The organism is Maridesulfovibrio spiralis (SeqCode), assembly GCF_048571135.1.
GTDB classification, from domain to species: Bacteria; Desulfobacterota; Desulfovibrionia; order Desulfovibrionales; family Desulfovibrionaceae; genus Maridesulfovibrio; species Maridesulfovibrio spiralis.
Genome location: NZ_CP182344.1, coordinates 3,213,729 through 3,226,387 on the forward strand (window position 1 = coordinate 3,213,729; position 12,659 = coordinate 3,226,387).

General features: G+C 47.3%; 11 protein-coding genes. 6 read left to right on the forward strand and 5 right to left on the reverse strand.

Features of this window, described 5'->3' with window-relative positions; translation table 11 throughout:
• Positions 1 to 185: 185 nt before the first annotated feature.
• The 6 genes from ACNI29_RS14315 to ACNI29_RS14340 all read left to right on the forward strand — a co-directional run bounded on the left by ACNI29_RS14315 (position 186) and on the right by ACNI29_RS14340 (position 8,005).
• Complete coding sequence (locus ACNI29_RS14315; RefSeq protein WP_419779043.1) at positions 186 to 809, forward strand: LutC/YkgG family protein; 624 nt, start codon at positions 186 to 188, stop codon at positions 807 to 809.
• A gap of 2 nt (positions 810 to 811) precedes the next feature.
• Positions 812 to 2,971, forward strand: coding sequence for an L-lactate dehydrogenase (quinone) large subunit LdhH (gene ldhH, locus ACNI29_RS14320; RefSeq protein WP_419779044.1), 2,160 nt, complete (start codon positions 812 to 814; stop codon positions 2,969 to 2,971).
• 364 nt (positions 2,972 to 3,335) lie between these two features.
• Positions 3,336 to 5,141, forward strand: coding sequence for a methyl-accepting chemotaxis protein (locus ACNI29_RS14325; RefSeq protein WP_419779045.1), 1,806 nt, complete (start codon positions 3,336 to 3,338; stop codon positions 5,139 to 5,141).
• 104 nt (positions 5,142 to 5,245) lie between these two features.
• Positions 5,246 to 5,548 (forward strand): Dabb family protein, encoded by a 303-nt coding sequence (locus tag ACNI29_RS14330; protein ID WP_419779046.1) that lies wholly within the window; start codon positions 5,246 to 5,248, stop codon positions 5,546 to 5,548.
• 250 nt (positions 5,549 to 5,798) lie between these two features.
• Entirely contained in the window at positions 5,799 to 7,610 is a 1,812-nt protein-coding gene (locus tag ACNI29_RS14335) for a methyl-accepting chemotaxis protein (RefSeq protein WP_419779047.1), read from the forward strand.
• 56 nt (positions 7,611 to 7,666) lie between these two features.
• A complete protein-coding gene (locus ACNI29_RS14340; protein WP_419779048.1) occupies positions 7,667 to 8,005 on the forward strand; it encodes a phosphotransferase in 339 nt (112 codons plus the stop codon).
• A 31-nt stretch (positions 8,006 to 8,036) separates the two neighbouring features.
• On the opposite strand, the gene ACNI29_RS14345 is transcribed toward ACNI29_RS14340, so the two are convergent.
• The 5 genes from ACNI29_RS14345 to ACNI29_RS14365 form a co-directional block, all read right to left on the reverse strand.
• Positions 8,037 to 8,999: a YheT family hydrolase gene (locus ACNI29_RS14345; protein ID WP_419779049.1), complete on the reverse strand. Its 963-nt coding sequence runs from the start codon at positions 8,997 to 8,999 to the stop codon at positions 8,037 to 8,039.
• A gap of 151 nt (positions 9,000 to 9,150) precedes the next feature.
• Positions 9,151 to 9,708 (reverse strand): manganese efflux pump MntP, encoded by a 558-nt coding sequence (locus ACNI29_RS14350; protein WP_419779050.1) that lies wholly within the window; start codon positions 9,706 to 9,708, stop codon positions 9,151 to 9,153.
• A gap of 152 nt (positions 9,709 to 9,860) precedes the next feature.
• Positions 9,861 to 10,319: a hypothetical protein gene (locus tag ACNI29_RS14355; protein WP_419779051.1), complete on the reverse strand. Its 459-nt coding sequence runs from the start codon at positions 10,317 to 10,319 to the stop codon at positions 9,861 to 9,863.
• 23 nt (positions 10,320 to 10,342) lie between these two features.
• A complete protein-coding gene (locus tag ACNI29_RS14360) occupies positions 10,343 to 11,656 on the reverse strand; it encodes a vWA domain-containing protein (RefSeq protein WP_419779052.1) in 1,314 nt (437 codons plus the stop codon).
• A gap of 9 nt (positions 11,657 to 11,665) precedes the next feature.
• Positions 11,666 to 12,649: an AAA family ATPase gene (locus ACNI29_RS14365; RefSeq protein WP_419779053.1), complete on the reverse strand. Its 984-nt coding sequence runs from the start codon at positions 12,647 to 12,649 to the stop codon at positions 11,666 to 11,668.
• Positions 12,650 to 12,659: the final 10 nt, after the last annotated feature.

Here is a 12,659-nt window from a genome sequence, read left to right on the forward strand (position 1 = left end):
CCTGCTTGGGTATGACGACTAATTCAATAGACGCTTTACCGGAAGGACAGTCTGAAGGAAACGGTCCGTAACAGTCTTGAAGGAAGAGACTGTACCGCCAGTCTTGTGGAAGGGATGTGGCGGTGAATACGGAAATATTAACGGAAGATGTATTTATAACATCGACCATCGTATTTGGGGGAAAAATGACAGCTAAACCTGAAAGTGTAAAGCTTTTTACCGATAAAGCTGAGCTTGTGTCTGCTGTAGTGACAGAGATTTCTTCTCTGGATGAAGCTTACAAGTACACAATGGATCTCTGCGGAAAAAAAGAAGCCTGTAAAATGCTCATTTCCGGTTGTGAACAGAATCTTTCCAGCGGTGCTGAGAAACTTTGTGCAACCAAAACCGGCAAAACTATCGTAGCACCTGCGCTTGGAGAAAAGGAAGCAGCAACATTCGAAAAGCAGTGTGACGATAATGGTTTTACCCTGATTAAAGATAGCGTCCGTAACCACCTTGGCGGTATTGATATCGCATTTACTTACGCCGATTACGGCATTGCCGAGACCGGAACTATCGTCCTCAACTGTCCCAGTGAAGAATTGAGACTGGCCACCATGATTAGTGAAGTGCATGTAGCAGTTCTGCCCAAGTCCAAGCTTGTGGATAACTCCTACGACATTGAGTCATGGATGGAAGGCAACATGATGAAAGGTGACTACACTGCATTCATCACCGGAGCCAGCCGTACAGCCGACATCGAGCGTGTTCTTGCCATCGGCGTACACGGTCCCCTTGAACTTCATATTCTTCTCCTGGAGGACTAATCATGCAGGACGCTAAGAATCTTAAAGAATACAGAAAAGAGATCAGGGAATCCCTTGATAACGACTTCCTCAGAACTGCAATGGACAACTTTGCTGTTGCCTACCGTGCCAGCCGTGCCAACGCGTTCAAGGATATGGACGAAAAAGCGCTGATCGCGGACATCGCCGCAGCTAAAGATGCTTCTGCCCAGAGGCTCGACGAACTTTTCGATAAATTTAAAGAAGAAGCAGAAAAGCGCGGTGCAGTTGTCCACCTTGCCAAGGATGCGAAAGAAGCCAATGAGATTATCGGCCGCATCGCAATAGAGGAAGACTGTAAGACCATCGTCAAATCCAAGTCCATGACTGCGGAAGAGACTCTGCTCAACCATCATCTCGAAGACGATCTGAATCTGAAGGTTGTTGAAACCGACCTCGGTGAGTGGATTATTCAGATGCGTAAGGAAGGTCCTTCGCATATGGTTATGCCTGCGATTCACCTTTCCCGTCATCAGGTCAGCGACCTCTTTTCCGATGTTACCGGCCAGAAGCAGGGTGATGATGTTCAGGCTCTCGTGAAGGTTGCTCGCCGCGAGCTTCGTCAGGAATTTGTTGATGCTGATATGGGCATCTCCGGCGGTAACTTTGCTATCGCCGAAACCGGTTCCATCGGTCTCGTTACCAACGAAGGTAACGCCCGTCTGGTTACCACTCTGCCCAGAGTGCATGTTGCTCTCATGGGTCTTGATAAATTGACTCCCAAACTTCATGACGCTCTGCGTGTGATCAAAGCTCTGCCACGTAATGCTACCGGTCAGGCGATCACTTCTTATGTTACCTGGATCACCGGGTCCAACGAGTGCGCTGCGGCTGAGGATGACAGGAAGAAAGTGCACTTCGTGTTTTTGGACAATGGAAGACGCGCTCTCGCAAAGGACCCGGTGTTCTCTCAGGTTCACCGTTGCGTACGCTGTGGCGCATGCGCCAACGTTTGTCCTGTCTACCGTATGGTCGGCGGCCACAAGATGGGCCATATCTATATCGGGGCTATCGGCCTCATCCTTACCTACTTCTACCACGGTACTGATAAGGCTAAAAACCTTGTACAGAACTGCATTAACTGTGGTGCTTGTAAGGAAATCTGCGCAGGTGGAATTGACCTGCCCGGTCTGATTAAAGACATTCAGGCCCGCATTCTGGAAGAAGAAGGACATCCTATGTACTCCTCCTTCCTTGCTAAAATGATGAAAAACCGCAAACTTTTCCATAAGTTCCTGCGCATTGCTAAGCATGCTCAGAAGCCTGTGAAAGGTAAAGACGGTTTCATGCGCCACCTGCCGATGATCTTCGCACCTGATCATGACTTCCGCGCACTGCCTACCGTGGCAGAAGTGCCTTTCCGCGACATGTGGGCCAAAGTTAAGCCTGCTAAGCCTGCGGAAACCAAGTTCAAGGTAGCTATGTTCTCCGGTTGCGTTCAGGATTTCGTATACCCTGAACAGTCTGTTGCTACCGTTGAGTCCATGAAGAACAAAGGTGTCGACATGGAATACCCCATGGATCAGTCCTGCTGCGGTCTGCCGCTGCAGATGATGGGTGAAGTTGAAAGCGCCAGAGACGTTGCTCTTCAGAACATGAAGGCTTTTGAAGAAGTTGATTGCGATTACATCATTACCATGTGTGCTTCCTGTGCATCACACCTGAAACACAACTATATGAAGATGCTCGGCAAAGATCCCAAATACGCTATGCGTGTTAAGACTTTCGCTGATAAAGTCATCGACTACAGCTCTTTCATGAACGATGTTCTCGGTGTTGAAAAAGAGGACTTCCTTGATTCCGCCGGTGACTCTGTGACTTATCACGCTCCCTGCCACCTCTGCCGTGGGCTGGATGTTAAAGCCGCTCCTCGCGAGCTGATGGTCAAAGCCGGTCTGGACTACAAAGAAAGTGCTGAAGAAGAAGTTTGTTGTGGATTCGGTGGAACCTACTCTGTGAAGTTCCCCAAGATTTCCGAACAGCTTCTTGAAAAGAAAATCAATAATGCTAAGGAAAGCGGTGCTAAAGTGCTGCTGACCGACTGCCCTGGTTGCGTAATGCAGATCCGTGGTGGTGCCAAGAAGCAGGGTGCAGACCTCGAAGTCAAGCACATTGCTGAATATATGGCTGAACGCAGAAAATAAAATACGACACACGCTCACTGTCCGCGACTTTGTTTGCCGGTCGCGGACAGTGGTTTAAGCTGCGGCATGTAATAATGCCTCCAAACCCGGTACCCTTCACCTCGCAACTGAAAACACCGGTTACAGGCCGCACATTTAAGGCTTTTCCATTCGCTCGCCCGATGGAAAAGCCTTTTTTTTTGTAATCTTGTATATATTTGAAATAGGTGGATCTGTATAAGGATAAAATATTAACTTTTGTTGTTATGTTGTCGATACATGTGTAGGATGTTTTAATCTGTAAGGTTTAGGGAATGGCACATGGTTGTATCAGGGTTGCTTATGTGTGTGCTGGGATAATTGGTTTGACTCTTGGGAGAAAGGTATGTTGAAAAATCTGTCTATTGCTGGACGTTTTGTATTACTATTGGCTTCAGTTCTTGTATTTTTGGTTGTCTGTGGTGCAATGTTTCTGGTCGAAATTCGCGATGTAGAGCATATTGGCCTAAGTGAAATTGAAAATGTTATGCTTCAGGGCCAAAAGAACAAGGTTGAAGTTGCTACAAGAGCCGCAGCGGAGTCTATTGGTGTTCAGTTGAAAGAAGTTGAGGGCGATGATGCCAAGATCGCATTCATCCGTAACTCCATTGATAGTTTCAGGTTTGAGAATGACAAATCCGGTTATTTCTTTGTTTATAAAGGAACAGTCAATGTCGCTCTTCCTCCTAAGAAGTCGCTGCATGGTAAAGACTTGAGCGGTGCCAAGGATAAAAATGGTGTTTATTTTGTCCGTGAACTGGATAAAGAAGCCCGTAGCGGTGGCGGATTTGTAGAATATATTTTTGATAAACCAGGCAAAGGTCTCCAGCCGAAGATTGCTTACGCCACCATGATTCCCGGAACTGATATGTGGATTGGTACCGGGGTATATATCGATAATATTGAAGCTGAGAGAGAGCGTGTCAAGAATGTTATTGATGATGAAGTTGTCAGCGACACAACCAGAATCATTCTGATCATGCTTGCTCTTTTGATCTTTGCGCTTACTCCGTTGTGTATATTCATTGTTCGTTCCATAGTGCGTCCAATTCAGGCTGCTACTGATGCAGCGGTGCAGGTTTCTGAAGGGGATCTTAGTATCAGCCTGAATCCTACCGGTAAAAGTGAAATTTCCACTTTGCAACGCGCTATTAATACCATGACTACCACTCTTGATACGAACCTTAGTGACATTAAACGCAAGGAAGCTGAATCAGCAGAGCAGGCTCGTGTTGCCCAGAATATGGCTGCTGAGGCTGAAGAAGCCCGCAAGCAGGCTGAAGGAGCTAAGCGTGATGGTATGCTCACAGCTGCGAATAAGCTGGAAAGCGTCCTCAATAATATAGTGAAGATTTCCCGGGATGTTGAGAGATCTACTAATGAGATTATGAATGGTAGTGAATTTCAGAAAGAACGCATTGCTGAAACAGCAACAGCCATGGAAGAAATGAACGCCACTGTTCTCGAAGTTGCCAGAAATGCCACCGAGACCAATGAAGATACTGACCAGACCAAAAACAAGGCAACTGAAGGACAGAGTGTGGTCCAAGGCACAATTGAATCCATGGTCAGTGTTCAGGGGCAGACCAACGAGCTGGAAAGGCTTATGGATCAGCTCAACACCCAGTCCATTGAAATTGGAAACGTTATGGGCGTAATTAATGATATTGCGGACCAGACGAACCTTCTTGCCCTAAATGCTGCAATTGAAGCTGCCCGTGCCGGTGAAGCCGGACGAGGTTTTGCTGTCGTTGCGGATGAGGTCCGCAAGTTGGCTGAAAAGACAATCGGGGCTACTGATGAAGTTGATAAGTCTATCAGTTCAATTCAGGGACTTGCCAAGCAGAATATTGAGGGCATGCGTACAGCGGTCGGAGCTATCGGCGAAGCAACTGAACACTCTCGTTCTTCCGGTGAAGTTCTGGCTGAGATTGTTGCGTTGGCATCTAACGCTGCGGGGCAGGTTCAGTCTATAGCTACAGCAGCTGAAGAGCAGTCCGCTACTTCCGATGAGATTAACCGTAGTATTGCAGAAATTGATTCTATGACTGAGGATAATGCACGTAACAGCATGCTTGCAGCAGAGGCTGCAACAAATCTTTCCCGTGAAGTTGACTCACTTGTTTCTTTAGTTGAAGAACTTAGAAGTTAAGTTGTTTTTAACTTGTACACCAACTTAAAATAGGCTTTAATACATCTCCTGAATAAGGAATCCATTGTCCTATTCTTCATATGCACTTAAGGAATGGAGGGAAAATGATTAAACATATCGTAATGTGGAATCTGAAAGAGGAAGCTGCCGGTGCACCTGCAGCTGAAAACGGAGCTAAAGTTAAAGAAATGATTGAAGCTCTGAACGGTAAGATTGCTGAGCTGAAGCATGTTGAAGTCAGTGTGGATATTTTTGAGGCTACACAGGAGTGGGGCATGGTGCTTTACTCTGAATTCGACAGCAAAGAAGATCTGCATACTTATGCGGTGCATCCCCTGCATCAGGAATGTGTTGCTTTCATCAAGCAAGTAGTAAGTTCCCGTGATGCTATTGATTATGTGATCTAGTAATAGCAAAAACTGCTTTAAAAGGCCGGAGGCGTTCGTCTCCGGCCTTTTTTATTGCTGGTGTTCTCTTTATTAATGATTATTATATTATAAATGATTAAATTGTCTTGTACTTTAAATTCAGTAGTGTATGTATTAACGATTATTTTTTTAAAAAAATTCACTAAATTCTTTGTAATTTTACACCAAAGATGTATATTTTTATTAAGGCTGGAAGTTTTTTCCCAATCCGTAACCAAGGGGAGGGTTTATGTTAAAGAATTTATCGATAGGTGCCAGATTTTTCCTGTTGCTGACTTTAATGGTGGTTTTTCTTGTAGGTACCGGGATGTTTTTTCTCGGAGCTATTAAGAATATCACCGCATATGGGGTTAGTAATACCGCTGAGATAATGCTTCAGGACCAGAAGGACAAGATTGAGGTTGCTACCAAGAGCATGGCTTTGTCTATCGGTGAGGAGATAAAGCACTTCACCGACCCTGACGAACGTTTGGAGTTCATCAGGCAGGCACTTGATCCGGTGCGTTTTGAAAAGGATAATTCCGGTTACTTTTTTGTTTACCGGGGAACTGTGAATATGGTCATGCCGCCCAAGAAGTCCTTGCAGGGTACGGATCTTGGCGGGCTGAAGGATAAGAATGGATTGTACCTGATCAGCGAACTGAGCAAGGTTGCCAGTTCCGGTGGTGGCTACGTAAAGTACTACTTTGAAAAGCCCGGAGCAGGCGTTCAGCCTAAGATCAGTTTTGCTATGATGATTCCCGGCACAGATATGTGGATCGGTACTGGGGTTTATATTGATAATATTGAAGTCGAAACCGGAAAGATGAGTGATTCCATGCGCGAAAGTGCCAACGCTTTCACTATGAAGATAATTATAGGCGCAGGAGCTGTTCTGTTGCTTATTGTTCTTCCGCTGTCGATCTACCTGATCCGTTCGATTGTCAATCCTCTAACTGAATCTACCGAGGCAGCAACCCAAGTTGCCGAGGGTAACCTTGATGTTTCACTCAACCCTGAAGGTCGCAATGAAATTGCTACCCTGCAGAATGCCTTGAATACGATGGTCAAGACGCTTGCCACCAACCTTGATAGTATCAAGGTTAAGGAGGCTGAGGCTCAGGATCAGGCCCGTATTGCTGAGCAGGCCGCTGCTGAGGCTCGCGAAGCTCAGATCAAGGCTGAAGGTGCCAAGAAGGAAGGCATGCTCGCAGCCGCAGACAAGCTGCAAGGTGTTGTTGAGCGTGTTTCAACTATCTCCGCAGAGGTATCAAGTAACGCAGAAGAAATTCAGCGTGGTAGCGAATTCCAGAAGCAGCGCGTGACCGAAACAGCCACTGCCATGGAAGAAATGAACGTGACAGTTCTTGAAGTTGCAAAGAATGCTACTGAAACCAACGAAAGTTCTGCACAGTCCATGTCGAAGGCCCGTGAGGGAGCCAAGGTGGTGCAGGATGTAATTGATGCTATGGGTAATATTCAGGAGCGTACTTCGAGACTGAAGGAGTCCATGGAGCATCTGGATACTCAGGCTGTGGACATCGGTAATGTTCTGGGTGTCATTAATGATATCGCAGACCAGACCAACCTGCTGGCACTTAATGCGGCCATTGAGGCTGCGCGTGCTGGGGATGCCGGACGCGGATTTGCCGTTGTAGCAGATGAAGTCCGTAAGCTTGCTGAAAAGACTATTGGTGCAACTGAAGAAGTTGAGGCCAGCATCAGTTCAATTCAGAAGCTTGCCCGTGAGAATGTTCAGGGTATGGATTCTACGGTTGACGCTGTGGAAAATGCAACCAGCCTGTCTCGCTCTTCGGGTGAAATGCTGGGTGAGATTGTCGAGTTGGCCAGAAATTCTGCTGATCAGGTGCGTTCCATTGCAACGGCAGCTGAAGAGCAGTCAGCCACTTCAGATGAAATCAACCGTAGCGTAGGTGAGATTGATTCCATGACTGAAGAGAATGCGCATAACAGTCAGATGGCGGCAGAAGGAACCCGTTCACTTTCAACGGAAGTACAGGCTCTTCTGAATCTGGTTGAAGAATTGCGCAGTGAAGAGTAACGTGCTTTGCAAGGGGGGATATTTCCTCCCTTGCAATTAATTTAACCGGAGGCTTCATGGAAACAGGAGTAGTTGAAATTGTTGAAGAGTACATGGCTGAAGATTCCACTGTCCCTGCTGAAAAAAGAGCAGAGCTTCTGGCGGAATTTTCAACATCACTTCTGGAATTATTGGATACTCTTGATGAGGCCATCGAAGAAGGTCAGTTTGAAGTAGTGGTTTCCAGTGCCCGGACGCTTAAAGAGAAGCTTGTCCTTGGGGGGCTGGAAGAGCTCAGCATGGTTGCCGGTAATATAGAAACAGCGGCTTCCAGCACTTCCCCTCTGTATTTGAGCTGCTATTATATGCGACTACGCAGGGATCTTTTGCCACTGCTTGATTATGCCAAGAATTAAAAAATCCCGGAACTTTGTTCCGGGATTTTTTTTAGGTATTCAGAAATCTTACAGTTCTGCTTTCAGACCAGAGCTGTTTTTCCATGGGGAAGTCGGCAAATCCGACGTGTCCACCGTATTTAGGGATTTGCAAGGATATAATCTGGCTGTTTTCTGCTTCTTTCACCGGATAGCATTCAGGAGTCAGAAATGGATCGTCCTGAGCACTCAGGATGAGGGAGGGGACTTTTATATTGCTTAGAAACTGCTTGCAGGATGATTGGCGGTAGTAATCGCCGGCATCTGCAAAACCGTTGATGGGCGCAGTATAAGCGTTGTCGAAATCAATGATGTTTTTGATGGAAGAAAGCTTCTCAAGGGGGTATAAATCAGGGAATTGTTTGTTTTTCATTTTTACTTTCTGCTTTAATGATCGCAAAAAATAATTACTGTATATGAAGTTGGATTTATCACAAAGCCTGATAGCGGAAGCTTCAAGATCACAGGGTACGGAGATTCCGATTGCTCTTTTTACTTTGGCCGGAACTTTTTCAGGATCTTCGCCAAGGTATTTAAGTACATGGTTTCCGCCCATACTGAATCCTATAAGGGCCGCGTCCTCATAAATACCGTGGTCAAGGCCGTATTTCAGAACAGTATGCAGGTCCCGGGTGTCTCCACTGTGATACATGCCGGGCTTTTTGTTTGCTTCACGGCTGCAACCGCGAAAAGTGTAGGTAATGCAATCCCATCCCGCGAGTACAAGGGCGCGGGCCATACCAAGAACATAAGCTCTACGTGAGTTACCTTCAAGGCCGTGGGCGATGATTGCAAGGCGAGAACTGCTTGCGAGATGCCAGTCGATATCCAGAAAGTCGCCATCAGGAGTTTCAATTCTTCTTTTTACTACAGGCGGGAGGCTTACTTTTCTGAAAAGACGAGGAAATATTGTTTGGATATGACCGGACTGGAGAGGAAATTTAGGTTTATAGGGAGGGGCTTGCAATAAAGGCATTTGGTAAAAATATCCGTCCTTTGGCTTACTTAATTGAAGCCTGTTTAAATTATTTGAATATAGAACCAAAAGTAGAATATACCGTCAGAGGTCTGCTGTCAAAACAGTTATGTGCAGAGTAATTAAGATCCTTCGGTGGATAGTCAAGTGTTTACTGTAGCAGCAGCTTAACCCCTATCAGAATCAGGACCACCCCGCCGACTCTTTCGGCAATATGGCTGTAGCGCGAGGCTTTGGCAAAAGACTTACCAAGCCATAGTCCGAAGGAAGTTAAAATCAAGGCGGTAATACCGATCATGACGCACGGAAAAACAATGGGGTAGTCCATAATTGAAAAGGAAAGTCCGACAGCCAGTGCATCCAGACTTGTGGCAACAGAAAGGAATACAAGAGAAAAACCTTTAGTCGGATCTTTGTGTGTGTCGCAGGAATCGTCAGTTTCAAATGATTCCTGAATCATCTTGCCACCTACGAAGGCCAGAAGGAAAAATGAAATCCAAGGGGCATAGACTTCGACCATGGATTTGACGGTAAGTCCGGCCAGCCAGCCGAGCAGGGGCATAAGTGCTTGAAAAAGGCCAAAGTGGAAAGAGAGGCGGAAATTCTGGCGTTTGTTCACTTCCGGCATGCACAGGCCACAGGCCACGGCTATGGTAAAGGCATCCATGGCAAGTGCCACGGAGATGATGAAAATTTCGTAAAAGGGCATATAAGTATCCGGTCTTTATGATTAGTGTTGAGGGATACTCTTACATTTAGTGGGGCCGTTTGTTAAGCATAAAGAACCTGAAAAAAAAGGTATGACCATGTTAGTGCATACCTTTTTGATGTTAGAGGGGATTGAGTTTGCAATACGCAAGATTAAAATCCGACAGCTTCGAGAAAACGTTGTGATATCAGTCCGCCGGCAATGTATTTCCGTGTTTCCTCAGAAAGTTCAAGCCTGCCGTTCAAGTCTACCGGGTGGCTGTTGTATGCTTCTTTGAGTATTATTTCGAAGTGATCTCGCAATCTGGTGAATGAATCCTGAATTTCGGGATAATCGGAGTCTGTGCGCCATGGCAGGGTGAATTTTCCTTCGACTTCACCTTTTTTATGGTTCGGGGTGTATAAGCGGTAAGTGGAGCAGGTTTCACCGGACCGTTCGCATTTTTCGGGCAGACAGCTCGCGGACCACGAATTGGGAGGTTCGGGGATGGTGGATTCCATAACGACCTGCGGCAATCCGAGTTCTTTTTCAAATTCTTCTAGTTTGATGCTGTAGCTCAGCACCGGGCGGAAGTTTCCCCGTTTCTTGTTTATGTTCCATTCAATGATCATTTAACCCTCCTTGAGGCTATTTTTCAACAAACATCAATCATGTCACCGAATGGCGGAGCATAACCGCTGCCTCCGGTTCTGGCCCAGAGTACTGGATAATCCGGTTCATTTTCCGGGAATTGTCCGCATTCCATATCGCTGAGATAGACAAGGCAGGCCGGGGCAATATTATTTTGCTCAATCCAGTTGAACACCGGGCGGAAATCAGTCCCGCCTCCTCCCTGCGGTTGCAGCTCAAGAGGAAGGTCAGCGCGGGTGAAAAGCTGCTCGCCGGTAATTTCAAGATCGCACCATAAAACCCTGATAGTTGTATCGTAGGTCTCGAGAATTGATGAAAGTTCGGCTGCAAACTGTTCCAGCTCTTCCGGGGCGATGCTGCCGGAAGTATCAACAGCCAGAACAACTTCAGGAAGTTGCTCGGTGGAAAGAGAGGGCAGATACATGCCCATGTGCAGATGGCGGCGACTGGGCGGAGTCCATGCATAGTCATGGCGGGCGCGGGCGCTTATGTATCGGTCCAGTAACTCCCGCCAATCCACTTTTGGATAGAGCAGGGTTTGTATCAGCCGTTCAAGGCCACCGGGCAGATCGCCGCAATCGCGGGTATGGTTAACCGCTTGTGCCATAGCTTGCAGCCAGTCTTTATCCGTTTCATCTCCACTGTCGCCACTGCCTGATTCTGCGTTGTCAGCATCGCGCACTTCCCCGGTTCCTCCGGGATCAGCTGACTGCTCCTCTTCGGTTTCACCCTCGGAGTCTTCTATTTCATCTGAATCCATGCCGTCGGCATAAGATTCCCCATCATCTCCGGTCTGGGAACGTTCATCGTCATCCCCGGATTCAAGGTCGTTGCCTTCGCCTTTGCCGTTTTCATATTCGATATCAATGCGCTTAGGGCCGTCCTGTTTTTTGCCGATCTCTGGGTTTCCGGCCTGATCGAAATCCTTGGTCAGGTCGGTGAAAATATTCTCGGCACTTTTGCCGTGGTATTTTTCATCGTCCATGAAGCCGTCAGGAAGTTTGAAGCCAGCTTCCAGCAAAATCCAGTTTATAGAATAATCGCAGGCCATGTTCCATAGCCGCACATCTCGGTTGCCACGTCGTTTGTGATGCTGGCAGGCAGGGTGCATGACCGTATGGGCCAGCACTCCCTGCAACTCTTCATGAGATAGCTTGTCCACGAAATGAGGGTTGTATGCCAGTGTTTTACCATCGGTCCATACTCCGGTACATGTACGGTCTTCATGCGGACTCATGCGTAGGCAAAGGGAGCCAAAGAAAGGCTGGCGCAGCAGCAGTTCTGTCCGTGCTTTTAGTAGTTTGCGGTCAGCGTTCATTGTCAATTCCTAGAAAAGAATATCCGAATTAGCAGTGGCCCAGCGGTTGAACCCTTCGGCTTCCACAATTGAACGGTCCCGTTTAACAGCATTACGTATCAGTAGCACTGCGAATTCCGCAGGCAGCCTTGAAGCAAAAATCATTACAGATTCCGCTGTTTCTGCAGAAGCTTTTGCGCCTATGGATTCGCAAAGTGCGTAAATTGTGGCCGGATCTTCAGGAATAGCCACTTTATCTGGTGATTTGAGCACGAATTCCGGGTCAGGCAGTTTGCGGTAGATCTTGCAGAATCCGGCGAACTCTGCTGCTGCACCTTCGCCTACAGTTCCTTTGAAAAGCTCAAATTCAACTTCAGGTGAAGGGCCGGACTTGATGATTCCTGAAACGAATTCCCATGAACGGGGAGATGGAAATGCTTTTTCGCTGCGAGACGGATCAAAATCATGCAGCAGACCGGGCCTGAATTTTATGAAAGCCTGCAATTCGTCCACGATGTTGTTATTTGAGGCCCAGTTCAGCCAGTTTTCAACATTCACCTCGAAATCAAGGTGTACGAAGCGGTTGGCAAGGGCTGAGGGCATGCGATGGGTTACGGCCTTGTCGGATTCCCGGTTCCCGGCAGCTATGACTGTCCAGCCCTGCGGCAATTGATATTCGCCAAGCTTACGGTCAAGAACCAGCTGATAGCAGGCAGCCTGTACCAGCGGTGGGGCGGCGTTAAGTTCATCCAGAAAGAGGATACCTTCTCCTTTTTTTGGCAGGAAGGAGGGTGCGCACCAGCTTGCCTCACCATCGTCGGAAATTCGTGGTAGCCCTCGCAGGTCGACAGGATCGAGAAGCACGGCACGCAGGTCGGTCAGCTCAAGGCTATGTTTTTGCGCAACTTGAGCCACGACCTGACTTTTACCTACTCCGGGAGGGCCCCAGAGGAAGGTGGGTTGTTGGGATTTGATGAGTGTATGCAGTGAGTCGGCTATTAATTTTGGGTTCATTATTGTCTCT

Bases quoted from the DNA above. Each gene is read 5' to 3' on its own strand.
- ACNI29_RS14315 (WP_419779043.1), top strand. From the start codon at position 186: ATGACAGCTAAACCTGAAAGTGTAAAGCTTTTTACCGATAAAGCTGAG.
- ldhH (WP_419779044.1), top strand. From the start codon at position 812: ATGCAGGACGCTAAGAATCTTAAAGAATACAGAAAAGAGATCAGGGAA.
- ACNI29_RS14325 (WP_419779045.1), top strand. From the start codon at position 3,336: ATGTTGAAAAATCTGTCTATTGCTGGACGTTTTGTATTACTATTGGCT.
- ACNI29_RS14330 (WP_419779046.1), top strand. From the start codon at position 5,246: ATGATTAAACATATCGTAATGTGGAATCTGAAAGAGGAAGCTGCCGGT.
- ACNI29_RS14335 (WP_419779047.1), top strand. From the start codon at position 5,799: ATGTTAAAGAATTTATCGATAGGTGCCAGATTTTTCCTGTTGCTGACT.
- ACNI29_RS14340 (WP_419779048.1), top strand. From the start codon at position 7,667: ATGGAAACAGGAGTAGTTGAAATTGTTGAAGAGTACATGGCTGAAGAT.
- ACNI29_RS14345 (WP_419779049.1), bottom strand. From the start codon at position 8,999: ATGCCTTTATTGCAAGCCCCTCCCTATAAACCTAAATTTCCTCTCCAG.
- ACNI29_RS14350 (WP_419779050.1), bottom strand. From the start codon at position 9,708: ATGCCCTTTTACGAAATTTTCATCATCTCCGTGGCACTTGCCATGGAT.
- ACNI29_RS14355 (WP_419779051.1), bottom strand. From the start codon at position 10,319: ATGATCATTGAATGGAACATAAACAAGAAACGGGGAAACTTCCGCCCG.
- ACNI29_RS14360 (WP_419779052.1), bottom strand. From the start codon at position 11,656: ATGAACGCTGACCGCAAACTACTAAAAGCACGGACAGAACTGCTGCTG.
- ACNI29_RS14365 (WP_419779053.1), bottom strand. From the start codon at position 12,649: ATGAACCCAAAATTAATAGCCGACTCACTGCATACACTCATCAAATCC.